Annotated in this window: 25 protein-coding genes; 21 read left to right on the top strand and 4 right to left on the bottom strand. The window is 65.8% G+C overall.

The genetic code is table 11. The annotated features are described in order from the left end of the window. Window positions 1-2: 2 nt before the first annotated feature. From BGO62_RS12780 to BGO62_RS12730, 11 genes are all read left to right on the top strand, one after another. Complete coding sequence (locus BGO62_RS12780) at window positions 3-191, top strand: hypothetical protein (protein WP_296643092.1); 189 nt, start codon at window positions 3-5, stop codon at window positions 189-191. Then, a complete protein-coding gene (locus tag BGO62_RS12775; RefSeq protein ID WP_296643090.1) occupies window positions 184-2325 on the top strand; it encodes a hypothetical protein in 2142 nt (713 codons plus the stop codon). The genes BGO62_RS12780 and BGO62_RS12775 overlap by 8 nt, the downstream gene beginning before the upstream one ends. Further along, on the top strand, window positions 2325-2954 hold the full coding sequence (locus BGO62_RS12770; protein WP_296643088.1) for a DUF2460 domain-containing protein: 630 nt from the start codon (window positions 2325-2327) through the stop codon (window positions 2952-2954). Before BGO62_RS12775 ends, BGO62_RS12770 begins: the two co-directional genes overlap by 1 nt. Further along, window positions 2951-3820 (top strand): DUF2163 domain-containing protein, encoded by an 870-nt coding sequence (locus tag BGO62_RS12765; protein WP_296643085.1) that lies wholly within the window; start codon window positions 2951-2953, stop codon window positions 3818-3820. Before BGO62_RS12770 ends, BGO62_RS12765 begins: the two co-directional genes overlap by 4 nt. After that, a complete protein-coding gene (locus BGO62_RS12760) occupies window positions 3817-4242 on the top strand; it encodes an NlpC/P60 family protein (RefSeq protein ID WP_296643083.1) in 426 nt (141 codons plus the stop codon). The genes BGO62_RS12765 and BGO62_RS12760 overlap by 4 nt, the downstream gene beginning before the upstream one ends. Beyond that, complete coding sequence (locus BGO62_RS12755; protein ID WP_296643081.1) at window positions 4243-9075, top strand: phage tail protein; 4833 nt, start codon at window positions 4243-4245, stop codon at window positions 9073-9075. A gap of 9 nt (window positions 9076-9084) precedes the next feature. Next, the gene (locus tag BGO62_RS12750) at window positions 9085-9729 is read left to right on the top strand and encodes a DUF2793 domain-containing protein (RefSeq protein ID WP_296643080.1); all 645 of its coding nucleotides are present in this window, start codon (window positions 9085-9087) and stop codon (window positions 9727-9729) included. A 12-nt stretch (window positions 9730-9741) separates the two neighbouring features. Continuing rightward, on the top strand, window positions 9742-10041 hold the full coding sequence (locus BGO62_RS12745) for a hypothetical protein (RefSeq protein WP_296643078.1): 300 nt from the start codon (window positions 9742-9744) through the stop codon (window positions 10039-10041). Between the two features lies 1 nt (window position 10042). Then, a complete protein-coding gene (locus BGO62_RS12740) occupies window positions 10043-10576 on the top strand; it encodes a hypothetical protein (RefSeq protein WP_296643076.1) in 534 nt (177 codons plus the stop codon). Then, complete coding sequence (locus tag BGO62_RS12735) at window positions 10573-11151, top strand: hypothetical protein (protein ID WP_296643075.1); 579 nt, start codon at window positions 10573-10575, stop codon at window positions 11149-11151. Before BGO62_RS12740 ends, BGO62_RS12735 begins: the two co-directional genes overlap by 4 nt. A gap of 392 nt (window positions 11152-11543) precedes the next feature. Further along, the gene (locus BGO62_RS12730; RefSeq protein ID WP_296643072.1) at window positions 11544-12971 is read left to right on the top strand and encodes a DEAD/DEAH box helicase; all 1428 of its coding nucleotides are present in this window, start codon (window positions 11544-11546) and stop codon (window positions 12969-12971) included. Window positions 12972-13010: 39 nt separating this feature from the next. Here the strand turns inward: BGO62_RS12730 and BGO62_RS12725 are convergent, their stop codons facing one another. After that, entirely contained in the window at window positions 13011-13928 is a 918-nt protein-coding gene (locus BGO62_RS12725) for an IS481 family transposase (protein WP_296643070.1), read from the bottom strand. 113 nt (window positions 13929-14041) lie between these two features. Between BGO62_RS12725 and BGO62_RS12720 the strand changes: the two genes are divergently transcribed. Together BGO62_RS12720 and BGO62_RS12715 are read left to right on the top strand one after the other, a co-directional pair. After that, the gene (locus tag BGO62_RS12720; protein WP_296643062.1) at window positions 14042-15538 is read left to right on the top strand and encodes a class I SAM-dependent methyltransferase; all 1497 of its coding nucleotides are present in this window, start codon (window positions 14042-14044) and stop codon (window positions 15536-15538) included. A gap of 65 nt (window positions 15539-15603) precedes the next feature. After that, window positions 15604-16227: a nitroreductase family protein gene (locus tag BGO62_RS12715; protein ID WP_296643060.1), complete on the top strand. Its 624-nt coding sequence runs from the start codon at window positions 15604-15606 to the stop codon at window positions 16225-16227. A 67-nt stretch (window positions 16228-16294) separates the two neighbouring features. On the opposite strand, the gene BGO62_RS12710 is transcribed toward BGO62_RS12715, so the two are convergent. From BGO62_RS12710 to BGO62_RS12700, 3 genes are all read right to left on the bottom strand, one after another. Beyond that, window positions 16295-16786 carry a hypothetical protein gene (locus BGO62_RS12710; RefSeq protein ID WP_296643059.1) on the bottom strand — a complete coding sequence of 164 codons (492 nt, stop codon included), beginning with the start codon at window positions 16784-16786 and terminating at the stop codon, window positions 16295-16297. Window positions 16787-16857: 71 nt separating this feature from the next. Beyond that, window positions 16858-17610, bottom strand: a complete 753-nt coding sequence (locus tag BGO62_RS12705; RefSeq protein ID WP_296643057.1) for a DUF4197 domain-containing protein — start codon at window positions 17608-17610, stop codon at window positions 16858-16860. A 25-nt stretch (window positions 17611-17635) separates the two neighbouring features. After that, window positions 17636-19033 carry a PhoH family protein gene (locus BGO62_RS12700; protein WP_296643055.1) on the bottom strand — a complete coding sequence of 466 codons (1398 nt, stop codon included), beginning with the start codon at window positions 19031-19033 and terminating at the stop codon, window positions 17636-17638. A gap of 167 nt (window positions 19034-19200) precedes the next feature. On the opposite strand from BGO62_RS12700, the gene BGO62_RS12695 reads away from it, so the two are divergent. From BGO62_RS12695 to BGO62_RS12660, 8 genes are all read left to right on the top strand, one after another. Further along, window positions 19201-19593, top strand: coding sequence for an HIRAN domain-containing protein (locus tag BGO62_RS12695; RefSeq protein WP_296643053.1), 393 nt, complete (start codon window positions 19201-19203; stop codon window positions 19591-19593). Next, window positions 19590-20693 carry a PQQ-dependent sugar dehydrogenase gene (locus BGO62_RS12690; RefSeq protein ID WP_296643049.1) on the top strand — a complete coding sequence of 368 codons (1104 nt, stop codon included), beginning with the start codon at window positions 19590-19592 and terminating at the stop codon, window positions 20691-20693. Before BGO62_RS12695 ends, BGO62_RS12690 begins: the two co-directional genes overlap by 4 nt. A 193-nt stretch (window positions 20694-20886) precedes the next feature. Next, complete coding sequence (gene tsaB / locus BGO62_RS12685; RefSeq protein WP_296643048.1) at window positions 20887-21573, top strand: tRNA (adenosine(37)-N6)-threonylcarbamoyltransferase complex dimerization subunit type 1 TsaB; 687 nt, start codon at window positions 20887-20889, stop codon at window positions 21571-21573. Beyond that, on the top strand, window positions 21570-22037 hold the full coding sequence (gene rimI / locus BGO62_RS12680; RefSeq protein ID WP_296643045.1) for a ribosomal protein S18-alanine N-acetyltransferase: 468 nt from the start codon (window positions 21570-21572) through the stop codon (window positions 22035-22037). The genes tsaB and rimI overlap by 4 nt, the downstream gene beginning before the upstream one ends. Then, window positions 22031-22699 carry a uracil-DNA glycosylase gene (locus tag BGO62_RS12675; protein WP_296643043.1) on the top strand — a complete coding sequence of 223 codons (669 nt, stop codon included), beginning with the start codon at window positions 22031-22033 and terminating at the stop codon, window positions 22697-22699. The genes rimI and BGO62_RS12675 overlap by 7 nt, the downstream gene beginning before the upstream one ends. An 11-nt stretch (window positions 22700-22710) precedes the next feature. Continuing rightward, window positions 22711-23763, top strand: a complete 1053-nt coding sequence (locus BGO62_RS12670) for a class I SAM-dependent methyltransferase (RefSeq protein ID WP_296643041.1) — start codon at window positions 22711-22713, stop codon at window positions 23761-23763. Window positions 23764-23796: 33 nt separating this feature from the next. After that, window positions 23797-24435, top strand: a complete 639-nt coding sequence (locus tag BGO62_RS12665) for a LemA family protein (protein ID WP_296643038.1) — start codon at window positions 23797-23799, stop codon at window positions 24433-24435. Between the two features lie 7 nt (window positions 24436-24442). Then, a partial coding sequence (locus BGO62_RS12660; RefSeq protein ID WP_296643036.1) for a YgcG family protein occupies window positions 24443-25156 on the top strand: 714 nt, incomplete at its 3' end.

The following is a 25156-nucleotide window of genomic DNA, read 5'->3' as shown; positions in this document are numbered from 1 at the left end:
CGATGGCGACCCAGATCACGATCCGACTCGAAGTGCGCTATGCCTGGTGGCTGATGCCTTACGTCTACACGCTGGCATTCTTCTGCGCCCTGTTTGCCGCCGAGCCCAATCAGGAAAAGCTGAACCGCGTCTTGAATCGCGCCGTCACTGTCCGTGCCGTGCGCGAAAAACAAGGGGCGCGCGGTGGCTGACAATAAAGCCGAACTCACAATCGACGGCAACATCGCCCCCCTCAAGCAGAAGCTGCGCGAGGCGGGCGACGAGCTGAAGCGTTTCGGCGCCAGCGGCGGCCCGGCCGTCGACGGCGTCGCGTCGTCGGTGATGAAGCTTACCACGCGCTTCACCGCGCTCGGTGCGGTGCTGTCGCTGGGTGGTATCGCCTCGATGGCGCGGCAGTCGATCGACGCCGCCGACTCGCTCAACGACCTGGCCGACCGTACGCAGACCAGCGTCAAGGCGCTGGCCAGCTTCGAGCTGATCGCCAAGCAGTCCGACACCAACCTCGAAGCGCTGGGCAAGGGCCTCAACAAGCTGTCGATCTTCATGGCGGAGAACGCCGCCGAGGCGAAGAAGCTCGGCATCACCGCGCGCGATCCGGTGCAGGCCTTCATCCAGTTCGCCGACGCCCTGGGCCGCGCTGCCACGCCGCAGGATCGCGCCGCCATTGCCAACCGCGTGCTCGGCAAGAGCTTCCAGGACCTGCTGCCGCTGCTGCAGCGCGGCGCCGCGGATCTGCGCGAGGCGGCCGCCGCCAGCGAGGAATACGCGACGAAGCTCGAAAAGCTTGCCCCGCGTGCGGGCGAGTTCAACGACCGCCTCGACGAAATGCGTCTACGGTGGGACGCGCTCAAGGTCTCGATGGGCAGCGCCTTCCTTGACCTGCTGCCCAACAGCATGACGATGGACAAGGCCTCGGCCCGCATCATCGAACTCAAGGGCAACATCGGCACGCTTGAGCGCGCGCTCAAGGGCAGCGACGGCTCCGGCCTGCTGCACAAGATGCTGTACGGCACCAAGGACGAGATCACCGCCAAGCTCGCCGCAGCGCGCAGCGAACTGGCCGCCCTGCAGGCGCAGAAGTCCGCCGCACCAGGCGGCAGCGCTGCCGGCAGCGGCGGCCCGCTCACCTTCGGCGAGGTATTCGACAGCGGCAAGAAAGCCAAGAAGGCCAAGACCGGCGACCAGGTCAGCGATGCCGAATGGGCGATGGAAGAAGCCGCCCACCTGCAGCGCACGCTGTACGAAATCGACCAGCAGCGCAACGAGTACCACGAGGCCGCGAACCAGGCCGTGCTCGAAGCCGACAAGAAGCTGATCAAGGAGATGGACCAGATCCAGCTCCTGCGTGTGGAAGGCGCGAAGAACGCCGAGATCGCCCGCATTGATGAGATGGAGGCGATGGCAGCCCATGAACTCGAGATGGGTAGCATCACCCAGGCCGAATACCTTGATCGCTTGAGTGAGTTCAACCAGCAACGCCTGGCAGCAGAGGCTGATCTGATCGAGAAAAAGATCGAGCTTGCAAAACAGGACCCGACGCAAGACCCCGTCGAGATCGAGCGTTTGGAACAGCAGCTCCTCGAGCTGCGCCGTCAGTACGGCCTGAAGAAAAAAGAAATCGATCTGAAGCAGGCGGAGGAAACCGCGAGCATCTGGAGAGATCTAGGCGATCGTGTTAGCGGGCTGTGGGACAAGGGCGTGCAGGCGCTTATGAATGGCACGCTGACGTGGAAGAACGCCATGCAGGCCGTCGGCGCGGAGGTGGTGCGCTGGTTCGCCGACAAGGTTGTGAACGGGATGGTCAAGGATTGGGCGCTTGGCTTGGCGAAGAGGCTTGCGGCGCTGATGGGGTTCACCACCGCCGAAAAGGGTGTCCAGGTTGCGGGTGCTGCCGCCACCGTCGCCACCAAGACCGCCGAGACAACCGCCGTGGTCGCCGGCAACGCCGCGCAGGCCGGCTCCGGCGCTGCAGCCTCGCAAGCCTCGATTCCCTACGTCGGCCCGATCCTCGCCCTGGCGGCAATGGCTGCGGTGTTTGCCGCCGTGATGGCGATTGGCAAGCGCAAGTCCGCCGCCGGCGGCTACGACATCCCGCGCGGCCTGAACCCCGTCGTACAGACGCACGAAGAGGAAATGATCCTGCCGAAGAAATACGCGAACGCGATCCGCGACATGACACGGGGCGGCTCGGGCGCCGCACCGGGCGGAGGAAATGTCTACATCGACGTCCATGCGCAGGATGCCGACAGTTTCCGCTATTCGCAATCGCAAATCCAGGCGGACATGGGCCTCGCTTATGAGCGCATGGTCAAGAGGAACACCTGATGCCAGCCCTGCCGCCCTTCATCGAAACCGTGTTGCCTGTGCTGAATAATGATTTCGGCACCGTCGGCGGGCCTCAGTGGCGCACTGGCATCATAGAAAAGCGCACCGGGCACGAGCAGCGCAACATCGACCTCGACGATCCGCGCCGCGAGTGGTCGATGGGCGAACGCGGGATGCTCGAGGCCGACCTGGACGCGCTGCTCGAGTTCCACACGATGGTGCGCGGCGCGGCCATTGGGTTCCGGTTTCTGGACCAGGCCGACCACAAGGCCAGCACCAAGCAGTTGTTGGGGTTTGGCACGGGTGCGCTCGCGACCTTCCAGCTGGTTAAGCACTACGGTGAATCGGCATACGAGTATGTGCGCCCGATCACCAAGCCGATCGCCGGCACGGTCGCGGTGTATGTCGACGATGTTTTGCAGGCCAGCGGCTGGACGCTGGACGCCGCCACCGGGATCGTTACCTTCGCTGCAGCGCCCGCGCTGGATGCCGTCGTCAAGGCGACGTTCCAGTTCCATGTTCCGGTGCGCTTCAAGGAAGACCGTATTCGCCACAAGTTCGAGATGTTCACGAACGATGGCAAGTGGTTTTCCGTCAGCCCGGTCACCCTGATCGAGCTGCCTCAGTGAAAACCCTGATCGCCACCCTGCGCGCCGCCTTTGCCGCCGAGGTGGCGCAGATCACCACCTGCCTGCGCATCACCCGGCGCGACTCCCAGCAGTTCCACTATGCCGCCAACAGCCGGGACCTGGTGTTCGCCGGAAAGACGTGGTCGGCGCGCGGCGCTGACGACACGACGGCCATCACCAACTCGCTGCGGGACAGCGTCGGCAACGTCGATATGGACGGCTTTTTCGAGTCGGCGCAGCACCGGACGGACCTCCGCTCCGGCTTGTATGACAACGCCAGGGTCGAGATATTCCAGGTCGACCGGGCCAACCTGCCCGCGACGGTCACGCCCGAAACCACGCTGTGGCTGTTCACCGGCTATACCGGCCAGGCCATCGTGAAACCCGACGGCCACGGCTACAGCATCGAGGCGCGCAGCCTGATCCAGCTGCTGCAGCAGAACATCGGCACGCTCACGTCCGGCATCTGCCGCGCCGAGTTCGGCAGCCTCACCGGCGACGAGCCGTGCCTGGTCAATCCGGCAGGCTACACGGCCACGGCCGCGGTGGAATCGGTAAGCATGAACCGCCTGCTCAAGACCCCGGCACTGACACAGGCCGTGAGCTGGTTCAGTGCCGGGCGCCTGACCTGGCTTACTGGAGGAAACGCCGGCGCCGTCGAATATGTCGCGCAGTACGCGCCGGGCTTCGTGGTGCTGTTGCGCCCTGGGGTCGCCGCGATCCAGGCCGGCGACACCTTCAGCATCGTCGCGGGCTGCGATCACACTCTGGGCACCTGTGCGGCCAAATTCAACAACGCCATCAACTTCCAGGGCGAGCCGTTCCTGCCGGGCCTCGACCCGGTATTCGCGAGGTCTGTGCTATGAGCAAACACGGCGAGCGCATTGTGTCGATTGCGCGGCAGTACATCGGCACGCCGTATCACCACCAGGCGCGCGTGCCAGGCGTCGGCATCGACTGCGTCGGGGTGCTGGTGTGCGTCGCGCGCGAGCTGGGCATCCTCGCCGAGGACGCGGATTATGTGACGTACGCCCGCCACGCCCGGGACGACGAGCTGCTGCGCATCCTGGACGCGCACCTCGAGCGCCTGCCCGACCCGGCGCTGGCAGAGGCGGGCGACGTGCTGACGTTTCGCATCGGCCCGTGGCCGCACCATGTCGCGATCAAGACCGGCCCCGACACCTTGCTGCATTCCTATGCCGGCATCGGGCGCGTGGTCGAGACCCAGATCGGCCGCAGCTGGCAGCATCGCATCATCGCGGCCCATCGAATCCCGGAGGGCAGCTAAATGTTAGGGGGCGGCAGCAGCAAGGTCGTCACCACCGAGCGCGTCGTATCCGACCGGCGCGGCGTGGTGATGGGGCAGGACGGCCTGCCCCAGACGCAGGAGGGTGTGGCCATCCCGGTCATTTCCGGCACCGCGCGCGTCAACCCGATCCTGATGTGGCTCGGCCCGCGGCGCATCGTCGTCACGGCCACCACCACGAGCCAGAACGTCGGCAAGGGCGGCGGCGGCGAGACCATCACGCAAACATCCTATTCGGAGCGGCATTACCAGACCTGGGCGGTGATGATCGGCAAGGGCCCGATCCGCGCGATCAAGCGCATCTGGTTCAACTCCGTGCTGGTGTATTCCGCCGAGCACTGGCGCGACGATGACACGAAGGCGGAGTCGGCCAAGCTCGCCGACAAGATCGCGTTCTATCCGGGCACCTTCGACCAGATGCCCGACCCGACGATGCAGGCATACATGGGCTCGACCTCGACGCCCGCATTCCGTGGCCGCGCCTACATCGTGTTCAACGAAGTCGACATATCGGCGTTCTCGAACACGGTGCCGCATGTCACGGTGGAGGCATGTGCGGACGGCCACGGCGGCATCACCGAAGCCGCAGACGGCCCGGCGCCGCTGCACCAGATCATCGGCAGGGTCTGTCGCATGTGTGGACTCGATGACGCCGACATCGACTGTTCGCAGTTGTCCGATAACGTGCTTGGGCACATCATCGACTCCGTTTCGGCTGGCCGGAATATTCTGGACGCGCTCAAGACCGCGTACCTGTTCGACATCCGCGAGTCGGCCGGCAGGATCGAGTTTCTGAAGCGCCCGCAGCCGGCGTTCCGCCCGGAGTATGAAGACCGGGTGTTCCTGAACGAAAAAGGCCTGCTCATCAACGCCTACCACGGCGAGCTCGGCCGCGCCGGCCTGTTCTCGGGATCGGCGGGAACGTCCGAGGGGATGACGCTGCTGCTGCAGGCGTGTGCGCACGCCTACCGCATCACCGGCAAACAGTCGTGGCTTGACCGTGCGCTGCTGGTGTGGCAGGGCCTGGAGGAGGTCTGCTATCGCGCCCCCATCCCGAACGGCGCCACGCTGTGGCTGCCGCACTGGCTGGTCAACGTGCGCGCCCCAATCGAGGCGCAGTCCTACCGGATGCACACGTTGCTGCGCTTCGAACCCGTCACGGGGGGCGTCGAGGCCACCATCCCGGTCGGCCCGGGCTACTACAGCGAGTTGGCGAACCAGGTGTTCGTGGTCTTCAACCCCGAATCGTTCCCGATTTCCGATCTGCCGAACGCCGAGATCGTCGGCGACGCGGTCGCCGTCACAAAATACCCGTTCGAGCTGCGCAAATCGCCCGACGGCATTCAGCCGTCGACGGTGTACCTGCCGGGGCCAACGGCGGCGCTGGACGCCGTGGTGGCCTACAGCTACAACGCGGGCGCGCTGATCGATGTCAATGAGCCGTTCGAGGTCGACCCGGTGTGCCGCGTGCTGCGCGACGGCGAGATTTCGTGCGCGCCTGACGCTGCCGAGTGGGCCGTGGCTTCGTTCGATGAGATGTACCTGGCCACCGGTGAGTCGCGCTGGCTGGATGCCAGGGCAGCAGCGGTCGAGTCGCTGAAGCAGATTTGCGACATCGACGACGGCCGCTCCTGGTTCCGTCCGCAGCCGACCACCACCGCATTCAGCCTGACCGGCACGGCGTCCTATTCGAAGCGCATGGGAATGAGCGCAGCGAACTGGCGGCGCGACCCCCTGAGCGGCAACGTCACGGGCTTCATTCCGGCTGCCACCGATCTGTCGCGCCAGTTCGAGGCCCAGATCATTCGCGGCCTCAGCGGCGAGGAACGCAAGGCGCAGGACACGCATATCCGCGTCGAAATCGGGTGCTCGGTGCCGTCCGTCAACCGCGTCTGGGTGTTCCTGCGCCGCTCGATCAACTTCGACGCCGACGACACCTGGTATGCACCGCTGACCCTGACGGGCGGCAGCGCACTCCAGACGCTCGATATTCCGATCAACCTGTTCCGCCGCTACGTCTCACAGGGTAGCAACGGCGCGATCAGCACGGGCGAGGGGCTGGTGTCCGCCGTGTGGCAGGCCAGCCACGCCTACAGCGCAGGGAACCGGCGCACCAGCACGACCTACAACGGCTATGCCTACACGGCGACCGACGGAACCTCGGGCGCGACCGAGCCCGCCTGGCCGCTGGTGATCGGCAACACCGTCGCCGACGGCTCGGTCACCTGGACGTGCAGCGGGTATGCCGGATTCCCGGTCAACGAGACCATTCGCAACGTCGGGATCTCCGATTGGGAGGCGTCCGAACACACGCTCACGATTCGCCGGGTGCGCCCGATCCCAGAGATCCCGATGCCCTACACGCCCTATGTGACGGCCTTCACGGTCATCACGATGGGCGGGCAGATTTCGGACTGGCGCGGCCCGCCTGGGAGCGGCTACCAGTTCCCCGACGCATGGGCACGGTCGAGCGAGCCCACCTATATGCAGGGCATGCTGGATTTCCTGCTGGACGCAGCCGACGAGTACGCCACCAACTACGGCGCGCGCGGCCCGATGATGCCGGTCTATGTCTGGTATCGCGCCGACAATGAAGAATATGGCGCCGTCAATACGTGGACCTGGCAATGGACCGACCCCAACACGATGTGGGCCGGCTATCAGTACCGGCCGATGCAGTCCATCGCCAACGCGGCGCGGCGCACGGGCAATGCAACGGCCAAGACGCTCGCGGGCGACTTCTACCAGTGGCTCAACGGCCTGTGGCCCGGCTGGCCGAACTACGTCATCACGGAGATCCCGGAGGCCATCGCGCCATGGGAGGCGACGACCGACTATCACACCGGCAGCTTCAACAGCGACACGTCGCTGATCCGCCCGACGGTGGCGAACGGCTACCTGTACCGCTGCGTGCAGACCGGCAGCAGCGGCGCCACGGAGCCCGCAACGTGGCCGACCACGCTCGGCGGACAGGTCGCGGACGGCACGACGCTGTGGGAGTGCTGCGGCTACGCCTACTCGGTGACGACGCCGGCTTTCGGCAACTACCACGAGCCGCACTTCGCGGCGATGATCTGGCGCGGCGCCCTCTACACCCGCATGTGCAATATCTCGGCGCCGGTGAACAGCGCGTGCGAGGCGCTGATGGGCAAGTGCCACACCTACCTGTCGAACCTCTACAACACCACCGGCGAGATGGCCGGGACGTTCTGCGCCTATCCGGCGACACAGGACTGGTACGGATTCTGGCACGCCGAGATCGTCGAGACGTTGTGCTGCGTCAAGGAGTTCGGCAGCGCGTGGCACACCGCCGGCCAGCTGTCCGACTGCGATACATGGCTCGACGGCCTGGATGCGTGGACAACCTCGAAGACACGCACCCTCGTTCCGCTCGATTGGCGCGACTTCGGCGCCGGCCTGCCCAACGGCAAGCCACGGCCGTGGTACGAGATCAAGACGACGCAGGACAAGGAGCTGCCGAACGAGGTGTCGGTCAGCTATTCGTCGCCCGAGCAGGACTATGCCAAGGCGCTGCAGTATTCCCGCCTGCCTGGCGTGTCCGGCAGCGCGCAGAAAGCGAACGTCGACCTGCCTGTGGCGATGGCGCCCGAGGAAGCGAACAGCATCGCGTTCAGGCATCAATACCTGATGTGGGGGGAGCGCGACAAATTCACCTTCAACGTCACCCGCACGCTGGCCGAGTACGAGCCGGGTGACACCATCCCGATTCCGTTCGACGGCGTCGAGACCCCGTTCCGCATCGAGCGCGTCGACCGGGGGGCGAATGGGCTCATCAAGATCGAGGCAGTCCCGCACCTGCCCGACGTGGTTCGCTACACCGCGACCTTCGCCGGGGCGCGTACCGCCAGCGGCGCGCGCTCCATGCCGGGCCCCGTGGCCACGGTGTACGAGTTCTTCGAGGCACCGCTCGCGCGCGACGCAGAGGAGAACCCGGAGGGATTCCTTGCGCCGCTGACGGGATACTCCGGCTGGCGCGGGGCGGACGTTCTGCGTTCGCCAGACAGCGGCGCGTCGTGGACAACCGAGGCCACACGCCGCGCGCCCGCGCGCCTCGGCACGGCCTATGGGCCGTTCGGTGGCGGCGTCTCGGGTGGGCTCATCGACCGCAAGACCTACATCGCCGTGAGCCTGCCGCAAGGCACGCTCGAGAGCGTGACGCTCGACCAGATGCTGGCGGGCGCGAACCCGGCGATGATCGGCGACGAGGTCGTGCACTACCAGAACGCCGTGCTCCAGGGCGACGGCTCGTATCTGTTGAGCGTGTTTCTGCGCGGGTGCCGTGGTACCGAATGGGCGATCGACGGACATGTGGGCAATGAGCGGTTCCTCGTGCTTGACGAGAACGTGAACCGCATGCCGATGCCGCTGGCAAACATCGGCCGGCCGTTCGACTACAAGGTGGTGTCGGTCGGGGAGGACCCCGTAGACATCACAGCGTGCCTGTACATAGCGCTCGGCCGGGCCCTCAAGCCCTATTCGCCGTGCCACCTGAAGGCGACCCGCAACGGCTCCGGCGACATTGCGTTGACCTGGTTGCGACGCACGCGCATCGGTGGGCTGTGGCGCGACAACGTCGACGCGATGCTGTCCGAGGACTTTGAAGCGTATGAGATCGATGTGCTGTCGGACGCCGACGTGGTGCTGGCTACCTACACCGCGACATCACACACGGCCACCATCACCGCCGCCCAGCAGACTGCGCTATTCGGCGGACTGAAGCCCGGCATGAAGGTGTTGATCTATCAATTGTCGGCGAGCGTTGGACGTGGCTACCCGCTGGCCGGCACTGTTTAAGGAGCATCAATGACTACACCGCGTGCGGGCCTGCCCGAACTGGCCGCCTCCCAGGAGGCAAAAGAGGTTGTCCACAATGAAGCGCTGCGCATGATCGAGGCGCTGACTGTTGGAGGCGTCGTCACCCTGTCGCTATCCACACCGCCGGGCTCGCCGACCGAGGGCGGCGTATGGGTGGTGGGGGCGACCGCGACCGGCGCATGGGCCGGCAAGGAAAAGCAGCTCGCCCACTACACCAATGGCGCGTGGGCGTTCTATGCGCCTGCCGACGGCTGGCAGATCCACGTGATCGACGAGGACAAGCAGTATTTCTACAACGGCACCGCGTGGACGGCTTATGCAGTTGCAACGCAGGTTGACAGCGTGCAGGAAAGCGTGGCTGCGGCTGGCTCAACGGCCGGCACAGCAACCGCCCTCACCGCGCGCCTGTGCGAGGTCACAAGCAGCACGGCGGGCACGGCGGACGGCGTCAAGTTGCCCGCCATCGCCCAGGGCGAACGCTGCACGGTGTTCAACAAGACGGCCAACGCACTCAAGGTGTATCCGCCATCCGGCCAGCAGATCAATTATGGCGGAGCCGATGTCGCGCACACGCTGGCGGCGTGGGGGACGACCACCTACTACGCCGTGAAAACAGACAGCTACTACACCTGATCGGAGGAAACCATGCAGGAAAAAATCGCAGCAGCAGCAACCTGGTGGGACAACATTTTCCAGGCGCTGGTCTTCACCGGCATCGGCATGCTGATCGCCATTGGGCAGATCCTGCAGACCAAGGAGCCGATCACGCTCAAGCAGGCGCTGGGGCGGTGCATCACCACCGGAGGCCTCGCGCTGGTGGCGGGGTCGGTGCTGGCGCTGTTCCCGGGCCTGCCGTTCATTGCGCAGATCGGCATCGCTGCGATGCTGGCCAGCCTGGGCAACTCCGGGCTGGAGCTGCTGATCCAGCGGATGTTCGGGCGCTGATATGCGCATCACGCTCGATCAGATCAGGGCGGTGATGCCCAGGGCATTCAGGCCAGAGCGGCTAATCGATCAGATCAATGACGCCATGACGGAGTTCGCCATCACCTCGCCCGCGCGCCAGGCGGCGTTTCTGGCACAAGTCGCGCACGAGTCAGGCAGCCTGCGCTACGTCGAGGAGATCGCATCCGGCCGCGCCTACGAGGGCCGGGCCGACCTCGGCAACGTGCATCCCGGCGACGGCGTGCGATTCAAGGGCCGCGGCCTGATCCAGATCACCGGGCGCGCCAATTACCGCGCCTGCTCGCTCGCGCTGCACGGCGACGAACGCCTGCTCGATCACCCCGAGATGCTGGCGGGCGTGGTCGATGCATGCCGCTCGGCGGCATGGTTCTGGCACAGCCGCCATCTCAACGATCTCGCCGACGCGGCGGACGACGACGCGTTCCGCAGGATCACCCGGCGGGTGAATGGCGGATACAACGGCCTGGCCGACCGGCGGGCGTACTACCAGCGCGCAATGGAGGCGCTGGCATGATGCCGCGCAGATTGCCCCTCGCCGCGATCGCTATCGCCATCTTCGCCGCCGCCGCGGCGGGCTGGTGGTTTGGCCAGCCCAAGCCCGTGCAGGAAACCGCCGCGCCGGAGCAGCACCAGGCCGACGGCTCGGTGATCCTCGAGCGCCGGCCGGATCCGAAGGCCAAGCCCAAGCAGCAGATCCCGCGCAAGGCCAAGGTCGAACGCGTCGCACAGGTCGTCGTGCAGCCCGATGCGATCGCCGAGGCCGGCAAGCCCTGCCCGCCGGTCACCGTCGACATGACCCTGATCCGCGAGCCCGACGGCATGCGCCGCGTCCTGGCCAGCAGCCCCGACGGCCAGATCGTCGGCGGCATCGATGTCCCTGTCGACACCGCAGCACCGCCAGAGCCGCCCAAGCGCTGGGGCGCGGGCATTTCATGGTCGCCGGCGGATTCGACTGCGGGCGTGTGGATCGAGCGCGACGTGCCGGTGTTCAGCCGGGTCGTGCGGGTGGGGGCGGAGGTCAACCAGGCGCGCGTCGGGATCGATGCGGGCGGGATCGAGACCCGGGTGCGGGTGGGGTTCGCGTTCTAGGGAAACTGGGCCGCGAGGATTGCCGCTGTTGCGTTATTTCGTTTCGGGCTATACCTTGGCCCATCCGTGAGCCTTCAACGCAACACGGCGCGATCTGGCCCGCCTGTGTAATCCCGGTGTAATTTCTACACCAGCGGCACCCTTTCCAGCCCATCAGGACACGAAGCGGCGCTGGTTTCCGGGCGTTCCAGACCGTTCACACGCCTTCACACGGCGGGGGTCACAGGTTCAAACCCTGTACTGCCCACCACCCGAACATTTCCCGTCTGGCTGTCAAGCCAGGCCGCCCGCTTCCACCAATCGATGCGGGTTTTTTATTGATCTCGCGATCACTGTCCGTCTGCCTCGATTGGTGTTGCCACAAGCGCAACAGGCCGTCGCAGGAAACCACCATGACTACTGAAACATCCGCAGCCAGCCCGGCTTTTGTCGAGCTCGGCTTGGCCGAACCCATTTTGCGTGCGATTCATGACGCCGGCTACACCACGCCCACCCCGATCCAGGCGCAGGCGATTCCGCAGGTGCTGGCAGGCGGCGACCTGCTCGCCGCGGCACAAACGGGAACGGGGAAAACCGCCGGCTTCACCCTGCCGATCCTGCATCATCTGTCGACGCGCGCCGCGCAGGCCGTGAAGCCGGGCCGCCCGCGCTGCCTGATCCTGGTGCCGACGCGCGAGCTTGCCGCGCAGGTCGAGGAATCGGTCAAGACCTACGGCAAATACCTGTCGCTCACCTCGATGGTGATGTTCGGCGGCGTCAACATCAACCCGCAGTTCAAGGCGCTGAAATCGCGCGTCGACATCCTGGTGGCGACGCCGGGGCGCCTGCTCGACCACCTGGGGCAGAAGACGGTGGACCTCTCCGGCGTCGAAATCCTGGTGCTCGACGAAGCCGATCGCATGCTCGACATGGGCTTCATCCGCGACATCAAGAAAGTGCTCGCGGTGCTGCCGCGTCAGCGGCAGAACCTGCTGTTCTCGGCGACCTTCTCCGACGAGATCCGCACCCTCGCCAACGGCCTCCTGCACAACCCGAAGAGCGTCGAAGTCGCGCGCCGCAACACCACGGTCGAAGTGGTTGAACAGTCGATGCACCGGGTGCCGCAGGCGCACAAGCGGGATCTGCTGGCGCACCTGATCAAGCACCACGACTGGCAGCAGGTGCTGGTGTTCACCCGCACCAAACACGGCGCCAACAAGCTGGCCGAGAAGCTCAACAAGGACAACATCAGCGCCGCCGCGATCCACGGCAACAAGAGCCAGTCGGCGCGCACCAAGGCGCTGGCGAGCTTCAAGGACGGCAGCGTGCGCGTGCTGGTGGCGACCGACATCGCCGCGCGCGGCATCGACATCGACCAGCTGCCGCAGGTGGTGAACTTCGAACTGCCCAACGTGCCGGAAGACTACGTCCACCGCATCGGCCGCACCGGCCGCGCCGGCGCCACCGGCTCGGCGCTGTCGCTGGTCGACGACGAGGAAGTGGGCTACCTGCGCGACATCGAGAAGCTGATCAAGCGCTCCATCGTGCGGGTCGAAATCGAACCCGGCTTCGTTCCGCCGGCCAAGGCCGACCTGATGTCCGACGAGCGCCCGCCGCGTCCGCCGCAAGGGCGGGGCGGCCAGCGCCAAGGGCAAAATTCCAGGCAGCCGCAGCCCGGCGGCCGCAACGCCCCCGGCCGTGCGCCGCAGGGAAAACCCGCGGCTGGCGGCGCGAAGCCGGCGGCCAATCGCGGTGCGGCAGCGAACCCCTCCGCCCAGCCGCGCAAGCCGCGCCCGCAGGCTGCCCTGTTCTCGTCCAAACCGGGCTCGCGCGGGCATTGATTGCAGGGGGCAGGATTCAGGGGCTAGGATTCCGGGGCCCTAGCTGTTGAGTTGCAATAGGTTGTTCCCGGCGAGCCGTGAAGCTGGAGGCTTGTAGCCGAGAGCCGAGTGAGGCCTTCTGGCGTTGTAGTAAGCCAGGAATGCCGGTAGCCAGGCAGTGCGTTCCGCACTGTTGTTCCAGACCCGACCGTAGGCCCATTCGCGCAGGCAGGTTTGAATGAAACGCTCGGCCTTGCCGTTGGTTTGCGGCCGATAGGGCCGCGTGAAGGTATGCTTGATCCCCAAGGCCTGGCACGTCCTGGCAAACAGGTGGGAGCGGTAGGCGCTGCCGTTGTCGGTCAGCAGGCGCTTGATCTTCACGCCAAGGGCAGCGTAATGCGCCACCGCCGAATCCTTGCGCTCGTCTGCGTACATCTGCACAAAGCTTGCTCTGGAATGGTCGTCGATGGCTACATGGGCGAACTCCCACCCCGCGCCATCGACGCTGTCGCGCCGGTTGCCGGTCACGCGATGGCTGGGGCGCACGATCCTGCCGAGTTTCTTGGTGTCAATGTGCAGAAGTTCGCCGGGCGCGTCGCGCTCATAGCGCAGCACCGGCGAGGCAGGGTCGAGCGCCTTGAGGCTGGAAAGCCCCTGCCGCGCCAGTACCCGGCTGATCGTTGCCACGCTGCGCCCCACGATGGCGGCGATAGTCCGCATCGGCATGCGCGCACGACGCAACTGTTCGATTCGTCGGCAAAGCGCCGCATCGACGGTGCTGCGCGTCTTGTGAGGCCTGGAACTGCGGTCGAGCAGGCCGGTCGGCCCGAATTGCTTGAACCTACCGTACCACTTGCGAGCAGTGCGCATGCTGATGCCGGCGGCCGACGCGGCTGGTTTCAATCCCATCGCAGCAATGCGCTCGATCAGCAATTTGCGCCCTTCATAAGTGGTTCTGGCATTCTTATGGCTGTTCATCCGGTTGGCCCTCTGAGAGTACTGAAGCTTCGAGAACTCCAGTTTCCCAGATCCTTCCGGGTGAACAACCTATTGAAACATCACACCTAGCCCCTGAATACTGATCACGCGCCATGGATACCCTCGCCAGCTACGACGAACTCCCCTACGACAGCCTGCCGCTGCCGGAAACCCAGCCGGATTTCCTGGCAGCGGTGGCGCGGCTGCACGGTTTCGATGCGCCCGATCCTGGCCGTGCGCGCATCCTCGAACTCGGCTGCGCTTCCGGCGGCAACCTGATTCCGCTGGCATGGCGCTGGCCCGAATCGCGCTGCGTGGGGGTGGAGCTGTCGCGCGTGCAGGCAGAGGCGGGCGCGGCTTTCATCCGCCATCTCGGTTTGTCCAACGTCCGCATCATCCATGGCGATCTGGCCGCGTTGCCGGACGATCTCGGCGAATTCGATTACATCATCGCGCACGGCGTGTTTTCCTGGGTGCCGCCTGCGGTGCAGCAGGCACTGCTTGAGGTGTGCCGGCGCCATCTGTCGCCGCACGGCATCGCTTATCTCAGCTTCAATGTCGAGGCCGGCTGGAATCCCCTGCAGCCCCTGCGCACTGCGCTGACCGAACGCACTGCGGCCGACCTGCCCGCGCCTGCCCGATTCGAACAGGCGCTGCGCGTGCTGGACGCACTGGAAGCCGAGTGGAGCGATCCGGTGTTGCTGAAGGAAATCGCCTATCTCAAGTCGGCTGCGCCGTCCTACCTGTTCCATGAGTACCTTGCCGAATTCAATGCGCCGATGCGGTTTGCCGAATTCGCTGCGCAGCTCGATACGCACGGGCTGCGCTATGTCGGCGAAGCCGGTCCGCGTCGTGCCGTGGTCGAGCTTGAAGATGGCTGGGGGCTGATTCCCGAAAGCATGGCCGGGCGCTGGCTCGACGCCGAGGCGGCGCTCGACGAGGCGCTGGCAACCCGCTTTCGCCGCGCAGTGATCGCGCGCGCCGACGCCCCCTGTGCGCAGCCACCGCAGGCCGAGGCGCTGAGCCGGCTGGCGTTTTATGCCGATGTGCGGAGCGACGAGGAAATCGATCTGGGCGCCGCCACCGAGCAGCGCTTCGTCAATCCGGCCGGCAACACTTTCCCGGTGTCGCTGCCTGCGATGAAAGCGGCCGCCATGGCCCTGGCGGCCGCCTATCCCGGCGCGCTGGATTACGCGGCCTTGTTGTCTGCCGCCAGGCAGGTGTTGGCCGAATTCGACGTCAGCGGGGAGGTGGACGAGGCCGGATTCCGCGAGGCGCTGTTCCGGCTGGTGATCACGCATGGCGTCATGTCCACGGTGTCGGCCGGGACGGTCGACGCCGAGCTGGAGGGGCGCCCTTGTGCGCATGCACTGGCCCGCTGGCAGGCAAAGTCGCCGGGCTGGATCGTAAGCGGCGCGCGCCATGTGGCGATGGACCTGGACCCGTCGGGGCGGGTATTGCTCGGCCTGCTGGATGGCAGCCACACGATCGAGGAACTGGTGGCCATCATGCAGACCACGCTGGCCGAGACAGGGCTGGCGCCGGAAACCGTCGGCGAACTGACCCACCAGCAATTGTGGCTGTTTGCCCGTCAGGGCCTGCTCGTGTAAGGGGATTCCCGCCCTGCGTTCGGGCTGAAAATCCGCAGCGCCTGCCCGGTCAGCGGCGATGCGCTATGGTTGAAGTGCCGCCGATCCAAGGAGCCGCCCCGATGTCCGCCATACTGCTCGAAGCAATTCAACGACGCTACGCTTGCCGCCGGTTTGTCGCGGGCCGGCCCGTCGCTGCGGGCGAGCTGGCTGTGCTGAGGGAGGCGGGCCGCCTGGCGCCGTCGGCCTTTGGCCTGGAGCCATGGCGTTTCATCACGGTGGAAGACGGGGCGGGACGGGCAGCCGTTGCGCGAGCCTGTTACGACCAGCCTGCTGCTGCCAGCGCTGCGGCATTCATCGTGATCGTGGCGCTGGTGGCGGCGCTCGATCCGGATTCGGATTACGTGCGGGCACGTTTTGAGGCCGAGGCGCGCGGCCAGGACATTGCGCCGACCGACGCGGCTTACCGTGCCTTCTATCGCGCGGAATCCATCGCGGTCTGGGCGCAAGGCCAGTGCAACTTTGCCGCAGCACAGCTGCTGTTGCAGGCCTCGCACCTGGGCCTCGGCAGCTGTCCGATCGGCGGGTTCGACACAGCGGCGCTGGCCGCTGCCTTGCGGGTCCCGCCGGGTGAAACGCCCGCCCTGGTCATTGCCTTGGGGCGCTGCGCGCATGCGGCGCCGCAACGGATGCGCAAGCCTGCGGACTGAATGCCGCGCCGAGAAGCAGGACGCATGTTTACGGCGGTGTCGCGGCCTGCCGCCGTGGCGGGTGGGGCTAACGCGGCGCCTGCCAGCAGTTGTTGTTGATCTGCCAGGTCATCGACAGCTGCTCGCTGCTCGGGTACAGCGCGTATTTCAGGCCAATGTAGTCGGCGCCCTTGCGCCAGAACATCGCCAGCAGGCTTTTTTCGCCGCTGGCGATGACGCTGGTGTAGGGAATGACCTTGAGCGGGTTGCCGTAGAGGTTGGCGTAGTTCGAGGCGATGACGACGAAATGGCGGAAGGCCGGTTCGATTTCCTGATCGAACGCCACCAGCTTGTCGTTGCAGAAGGTGAACAGGAAACGGCGGCCGGCGGGGTTGCTGGGCAGATCGTAGGCAAACAGACCGTCGCTGCCGGCCGGCAGGGTCTTGTCGAAGTTCCAGGTTTTGAGCGCCTGTTCGACCTCGGCGCGGCTCATGCCGTTTTTGAATTCGCCGACTTCCCACGCGTGGGCGGGCAGGGCGAGCAGCAGCCCGGCAAGCAGGCCGAGCGTTGTCATGCTCATGGCGATCCCGATCGCGGCTGCCAGCCAGCCGCAGCATAACGTAGCCTGGCCGTGCCGCTCTGCCCGGGGCATCACTTGCCGCTGACCGCGCCGAAGACCTTTTTCAGCAAGTCGCTGCCGGCCTGCAAGGGGTTGGCGCGAATGGCCTGCTCCTTTTCGCCGATGAGCCGATACAGGCGGTCGAGCGATTGCTGGGTGACGTACTGCTCGACGTTGGCCTGGCTTTCGTCGACCAGGTTGAACTGCGCGGCCATGCCGGCATAGCGGTTGTATTGCTGCGCGAGGCCGGCCTTGTCGGTGGTCGCCTTGACGGTGGGCATGAAGCGTTCGGTCAGCCTGGCCTCGGTTTTCCTGCGGAAGAAGTCGGTGGCCGAAGTCTGGCCGCCGGTCAGGATGCCGCGGGCATCTTCCAGCGTCATTTCCTTCACCGCGTCCACCAGCAGGATTTTGGCTTCGGGCACGGCGGCCTCGGCGGCGCGGTTCATCGACAGCACCAGTTCGTCGGCCTGCTTGCCCATGCCGACCATGCGCATGGCTTTTTCGGCTTTTTGCAGGCTGGGCGGCAGCGGGATTTTCAGCGCGGCGTTGCCGAAGAAGCCGTCCTTCTGCCCAAGCTGGGCGACGGCGGCGTCGGCGCCGCGGGTCAGGGCCTCCTTCAGGCCGGCATTGATCTCGGTCGTCGACAGGGCGTCGACCCCGCTGCGCGTGGCGGTCTCGCCGGCCGGCTTGGTGATCACGCCCTTCAGCATCTCCTTCCAGTCGATCGCGTGAGCGGGCAGCGCCAGGGCGAGGCCGGCGGCCAGAATCATCCAGTGTTTCTGCATGGTGCGTCTCCTTGCGTGATTGGGGTCAAAGCACTTCTGCAGCATAGTCGGCCAAGCGCGAACGTTCGCCCCGCTGCAGCGTGACGTGGCCGTTGTGCGGCCAGCCCTTGAAGTGGTCGACCACGTAGGTGAGGCCGGAACTGCCTTCGGTGAGATAGGGCGTGTCGATCTGCGCGATGTTGCCCAGGCAGATCACCTTGGTGCCGGGCCCCGCGCGCGTGATCAGCGTCTTCATCTGCTTGGGCGTGAGGTTCTGCGCCTCGTCGATGATCAGGAATTTGTTGAGGAAGGTGCGCCCGCGCATGAAGTTCAACGATTTGACCTTGATGCGGGAGCGGATCAGATCCTGCGTCGCCGCGCGTCCCCAGTCGCCAGCCTCGTCGTCGCTCTTGTTCAGCACCTCGAGGTTGTCTTCCAGCGCGCCCATCCATGGCGTCATTTTTTCCTCCTCGGTTCCGGGCAGGAAGCCGATGTCCTCGCCTACCGGAACGGTTACGCGGGTCATGATGATTTCACTGTAGATCTTTTTATCCAGCACTTGCGCCAGGCCCGCCGCCAGGGTGAGCAGGGTCTTGCCGGTACCGGCCTGGCCGAGCAGGGTGACGAAATCGATCTCGGGGTCCATCAGCACGTTGAGCGCGAAATTCTGTTCGCGGTTGCGCGCGGTGATGCCCCACACATTGTTCTTGTGGTGGCTGAAATCGCGCACCGTGACCATCTCCGCCTGCTTGCCCTCGACCTTCAGCACTTTCGCGTAGAGCGGGTTGGGGCCTTCCTGGAAGACGAATTCGTTGGGCAGCAAGCTCGCAACCAGCGGTCCCTTGATGCGGTAATAGGTGTTGCCGTTGGCCTGCCACGACTCCATGCCCTTGCCGTGGCTGTCCCAGAAATCGGCCGGCAGTTCGCGCAGCCCGGCGTACAGCAGATCGGTGTCTTCCAGCACCTTGTCGTTGAAGTAGTCCTCGGCGGGCAGCCCCAGCGCGCGGGCCTTGATGCGCATGTTGATGTCTTTCGACACCAGGATGACCTGACGCTTGGGATAGTGGCGCGACAGGAACAGCACCACGCCGAGAATCTGGTTGTCGACTTTGCTGGTCGGCAGGCTCAGCGGAATGTCGCCGCTGATCGCCTGGGTCTGCAGGAACAGGCGGCCGGTGGCGGCGCTGTGGCTGTGTGGCGCGAGCGGCACGCCTTCCTCGATGTTGTCGAGCTTGCTGACGATCTCGTCGAGGAAGCGGCTGGCCTGGCGGGCGTTGCGCGAAACCTCGTTCATGCCCTTTTTGTGCTGATCGAGTTCTTCCAGGGTGGCGATCGGCACATAGATATCGTGTTCTTCGAAGCGGAACAGGCTGGTTGGGTCGTGCATCAGCACGTTGGTGTCCAACACGAACAGCTTGGTTTTGGCGACGGCTTTTCTCGGCATGGTGGGCTTGGCAGGCGTGGGGAAGTTGAGAATGCATTCATCCTACCTCAAGCGGCTGGCCGCTTGTCGAGTGAAAAAAGTAAAGCCGAAAGCTTCGGGCCGGTGCGAATCGGGAGACGGATTTCCCACTAAAATGCTTGGTTTGGAACCAGAGATTCGGATTCCCCATGCGTCGTCGGCTGGCGTTGCTGTGTCTGATCGGGCTGTGGATGCAACCGCTCCACGCACAAGTTGCCGCGCACATCCTGCTGCAGGATTCGCCGCTGGCGGGGTTTCAGTACCACGCGGGCAAGGCGCTGTGGCCGCAGATGCGGGCCGGCGATGCGCTTGCCCTGGTTCGCGAGCCGGACAATCCGCACGATGCCCGGGCGGTGCGGGTGGAATGGCGGGGCCACAAGATCGGCTACGTGCCGCGCCGCGAGAATGCCGACGTGGCGCGCCTGCTCGATCGGGGGCAGACCTTGAGCGCACGCATCGTGCGGCTGGCCGAGGTGCGCGATCCATGGTCGCGGGTGCGCTTCGAAATCCTGATTCCGCTGCAGGCGGACCGAACACCATGAAGCAACTGATCGTCTTCATAGCCATGGCGCTGGCCTGGCTGGCGCAAGCCTCGGCGGCTGCGTTGTCGGTGCCGGCTTTGCCGCTGTCCAGCCTCAGGCTGCCGCCGGGATTCCAGATCGAATTGTTTGCCAGCGTACCCAACGCGCGGCAGATGGCGCTCGGAAAAAATACGCTGTTTGCCGGCAGCATGCGCGCGGGCAAGGTCTACGCAATTCCATTGCAGGCGCCGCACACGCCGGTGGTGATTGCCGCCGGTCTCGAGATGCCGGTGGGGGTGGCATTCCGCGATGGCGATCTGTACGTGTCGGCGGTCAACCGCATCCTGCGGCTGCGCAATATCGAAGCGCGCCTGAAAAACCCGCCGCGCCCGGAAATCGTCAGCAGCGCCTATCCGGCCGACACCCACCACGGCTGGAAATTCATCGCCTTCGGACCGGACGGCAAGCTCTATGTGCCGGTCGGCGCGCCATGCAATATTTGCGCGCCCGATCCGGACAAGTACGCCATCATTACCCGGCTCGATGTGGCCAGCGGCACGGTCGAGGTGGTCGCGCGCGGCGTGCGCAACAGCGTGGGCTTCGACTGGCAGCCGCAAAGCGGCGAGCTGTGGTTCACCGACAACGGCCGCGACTGGCTGGGCGACGACGCGCCGCCCGACGAGCTCAATCGCCTGAGCCGGCCGGGCCAGCATTTCGGCTACCCGTATTGCCACGGCGGGAGCTTCGCCGATCCCGAATTCGGCCAGTCCCGCCGCTGCGACGAATTCGAGCCGCCGGTGCAGAATCTGGGCGCGCACGTGGCGGGCCTGGGAATGCGCTTTTACCGTGGCAAGCAGTTCCCCGAACGGTACCGGGACGCCGTCTTCATCGCCGAGCACGGCTCGTGGAACCGCAGCCGCAAAAACGGCTATCGCGTCAGCGTGGTGCGCTTGCAGGGCAGCCGCGCGGTGAGCTACGAGCCCTTCGTCAGCGGCTGGCAGCAAGGCGAGTCGGCCTGGGGGCGTCCCGCCGACGTGCTGGTGATGCCCGACGGCAGCCTGCTGGTGTCGGACGACCAGGCTGGAGCGATTTACCGGGTCAGCTATCGCGGCAACCGGTAAAATATCAGTGCTCCGAATTGGAAATTAGCGACATAAAAATGCCGAAACCGTCCCCATCCTTTGTTGCCGCGCTCGTCGGGTATCCGACCCGGCTGCGCGTGCCGTCGCGGCTGGAAACGGTTTCGGCATTTTTATTCTGCGAAGGTCTTTTTGGGGCAAAGTTCCAGTCGCGAATGTCCAGTTCGGAGCACTCATGAAACTGCTCGTTCTCGATACCTCGACCGAATGGTGCTCGGCTGCGCTGTGGCTGGATGGCCGCGTCCAGGCGCGCCGGGTGCTGGCCGAACAGCGGCACAGCAGCCTGTTGCTGCCGATGGTGGACGAGCTGCTGCGCGAATCGGCCATGAGCTTGCGCCAGCTCGACGGCATCGGCTACGGCGCAGGCCCCGGTTCGTTTACCGGCCTGCGCATTGCCTGCGCCGTGACGCAAGGCCTGGCGTTGGGCGCCGGCCTGCCGGTGGCCGGCGTCTCGACGCTGCAATCGATCGCCGAACAGGCTGGCGCGGAGCGGGTGCTGACCGTGCTCGACGCGCGCATGGCCGAGGTCTACTGGGCGGCGTATCAGCGCGATGGTGCAGGCTGGCGTGCCGTCAGCGAACCCGCCCTGGCGCTACCCGAATCGGTGAGCGTGCCGGCGGGCGGCGGCTGGGTCGGCGCCGGCAACGGTTTCGTCGCGCTGGGCGAGGCGTTGCGCCCGCGCCTGGCGGCGCTGGCGCGCATCGACGGCACCCTGATGCCCGATGCCGCGGCGATGGCGCCGCTTGCTGCCCGGGCATTCGGGCGCGGCGAAGGCATGGACGCAGCGCTGGCCGCCCCGATTTACCTGCGCGACAAGGTGGCGCTGACGGTGGACGAGCGCCGCCGGAAAAAAACCGCATGAGCGCCGTATTCGAAATCGCGCATCGCTTGCGGCCGATGACCGAGGCCGACCTGCCGCGCATTCACCGGATCGAGCTGGCGAGCTACGAATACCCGTGGAGTCCGGGCAACTTTGCCGACTCGCTTCATGCCGGCTACAGCATGTGGGTGCGCGAAGCCGAGGGCGAGGTGATCGGGTACTACGCGATGCTGGCGGCAGCCGGCGAGGCGCATCTGCTCAACCTCACCATCGCGCCGATGTGGCGGCGGCACGGCCTCGGGCGCGACCTGCTCGACCACTGTCTGGCGCGTGCCTGCGATCATCATGCCGACAGCGTCTTCCTGGAGGTGCGCACTTCCAACAGCGCCGCGATCGGGCTGTATCGCGGCAGCGGCTTCGTCGATCTGGCGGTGCGGCGCGGCTACTACCCGGCGCGCGACGGCCGCGAGGATGCGCTTATCATGAAAAAGGACTTGTCGTGCTGAGCCGGGCCGACGTGTTCGACGAACTGGGCATCGGCCCGGTGTGGCGTCTGCGCGAAGCCCCTGTCGCACAAGCGGCTGCCGCGCCGGTTCGGCCGCGCCTGAACTGGGAGGAGCTTGCCGATGCCGTCGCCCACTGCACCGCCTGCAAGCTGCACCTCACCCGCACCCAGGGCGTGCTCGGCGTGGGCGACCGCAACGCCGACTGGCTGATCATCGGCGAAGCGCCGGGGGCGGACGAAGATCGGCTGGGCGAGCCGTTCGTCGGCCAGGCGGGCAAGCTGCTCGACGCCATGCTGGCAGCCATCTCCCTGCAACGCGGCGACAATGTCTACATCGCCAACCTGCTGAAATCGCGCCCGCCCGGCAACCGCAATCCGGAGCCGGACGAGGTGGCGGCGTGCCGGCCCTATCTGCTGGCGCAAATCGAACTCATCCAGCCGAAACTCATCCTCGCCCTGGGACGCTTTGCCGCGCAAAATCTGCTCGATACCGACGAGGCGATCGGCCGCCTGCGCGGCCGCGTGCACCGGTTCCAGGGCGTGCCGCTGGTGGTGACCTACCACCCGGCCTACCTGCTGCGCAACCTGGCCGACAAGGCGCGCGCGTGGGAAGACCTGTGCCTGGCGCGGCGGACTTATGCCACCCTGACCCCTGACTCCTGACCCCTGTACCCATGAAACTCCTGCATTCCGCGCTGCGCTTTCGCGTCAATTATTTTTCCGATCTAGGCCGCCACCAGGTGGTGGTGTGGATGCCGGGCGACACGCCGCCGGTCGACGCGCAGGTCGATGTCGGGCCGAAGATCGAACACGAGGTGCCCAACGAGGTGTTCCGCAGCGACATCGCGCCGCTCAAGACGGGGCGCTTCTACCCGTCGCAGCTCTTGCACGCCGACGACGCCCCGGCGCCGATGTTCCGCGTGACGAAGCTGAACGAAACCAGCTTCGTCGCCAATTTCAGCCATCCGCTGCAGGGCCGTATTTTCAGCATCGACAGCGGCAAGAGCGATGTCTCGACCGAGCCGGTCGGCCAGGTCACGCAACTGCTCGAATGGAGCGGGATGGAAACGCAGATGCCGACGCCGACCGACTTCGAGGGGGCGGATGCGTTCAGCCGCGAAGACGAATCCCCCGACCCCGAGTTCTACGCGCTCGCCCGCAAGGTCGCCCACGTCGATGCGGTGTGCGCGCGCCGCATCCAGGCGCTGTACCGCACCGTGCTGCCGGAGAACGCGCGGGTGCTCGACCTGATGGCGGGCTGGCGCTCGCACCTGCCGGACACCGTGCAGTCGGCGGTGGGGCTGGGTCTGAACGCCGAGGAGCTCGCCGACAACCCGCAGCTCGCCGAGCGCATCGTGAAGGACATCAACGCCGACCCCACGCTGCCGTTTGCCGACGCCAGCTTCGACGCGGTGGTGTGCACGGTGTCGTTCGAATACCTGACGCAGCCGCACCGGATCGTGGCAGAAGTCAAGCGGGTGCTGAAGCCGGGCGGCATGTTCGCGGTGACGCTGTCGCACCGCTATTTCCCGCCCAAGGCGATCAAGCTGTGGACCCAGCTGCACCCGATGGAGCGCATGGCCTGGGTCGGCATGCTGATCAAGCGGGCCGGCTTCAAGAAGGTGGAGACCTACGTCGAGCGCGGCCTCAAGCGGCCGAAGGACGACCGCTATGCCGACGCGCTCGCCGAATCCGACCCGCTGTTCGCCACCTGGGGCGTGGCCTAGACTTACATCACTCAACCATCCCGGGAGACCGACATGTTCAAATGGCGCAACATATTCCAATGGCTAAGCGTGACTTTCATCGCGTTGGCACTTTCCGGCTGCGGCTACAACACCTTGCAGACGACGGACGAGGACATCAAGGCGACCTGGGCCGAGGTGCTGAACCAGTACCAGCGCCGCGCCGACCTGGTGCCGAACCTGGTCAACGTGGTGAAGGGATATGCAGCGCACGAGAAGGACGTGTTCATCAGCGTCACGCAAGCGCGCGCCCGCGTCGGCGCGATTCAGGCGACGCCGGAACTGATCAACGACGAAGCGGCATTCCAGAAATTCATCGCGGCGCAGGGCGAACTCACTGGCGCGATTTCGCGCTTGCTGCTGGTCGCGGAAAACTATCCGCAACTCAAGGCCGATGGCTTGTTCCGCGATTTGCAGGCGCAACTCGAAGGCACCGAGAACCGCATCACCGTCGCGCGCAACCGCTACATCGCCGCGGTGAAACTCTACAACGTCACGGTGCGCTCCTTCCCGTCCAATCTCACCGCGATGCTGTTCGGCTACAAAACCAAGCCGACTTTCACGGTGGAAAACGAAAAGGCCATCGCCGTGCCGCCCAAGGTCGATTTCGGTGCGCCCGCCCCGGCACCGGCCGCGCCTGCAGGCGGCTCTTGATCCCCGGATGAGCCGGTTGGCCCGGACGTTCGCGTCCGGCTTCTTTCTGCTGCTGTGTGCGCTGTCGGCCTGGGCCCAGGTGGCGGTGCCCGAGCTGTCGCGCCGCGTCACCGACCTGACCGGCACCCTCGACGCCGGGCAGGTGGCCGCGCTTGAAGGCAAGCTGGCTGCGTTCGAAGCGCAAAAGGGCAGCCAAATTGCCGTTCTCATCGTCCCCACCACCCAGCCCGAAGACATTGCACAGTTCGGCATCCGCGTGGCCGAGCAATGGAAAATCGGGCGCAAGAAAATCGACGACGGGGTGATCCTGATCGTCGCCAAGGACGACCGCAAGCTGCGGCTTGAAGTCGGTTACGGGCTGGAGGGCGCGATTCCTGACGCCATCGCCAAGCGGGTGATTGCCGAAACCATCACGCCATATTTCAAGGTGGACGACTATTACGGCGGAATCGACGCGGGTGTGCAGCAGCTGATGCGGCTGATCGAGGGCGAGCCGTTGCCGGCGCCCAGCGCATCAGCCGGCGGCGGGGGCGATGGCCTCTTCGTCATCCTCATTGTCGGCGGTATCGTCACCGGCTGGCTGCTTTCCATGCTGATGAGCCGTCCGGCTGCGGGCGGCATCGCCGCGCTCGGCAGCGGAGTGGTGGGGGTGCTGCTGCTGGGCCTGACCCCGGTGCTGCTGTTCATTGCCGTGTTCGTGTTCGTCGGCGTGGCCACGGGA

Origin of the sequence: Thiobacillus sp. 65-1402 (assembly GCF_001897685.1) — a bacterium.
Classification (GTDB): domain Bacteria; phylum Pseudomonadota; class Gammaproteobacteria; order Burkholderiales; family Thiobacillaceae; genus Thiobacillus.
This window is presented reverse-complemented; position numbering and strand designations above follow the sequence as displayed.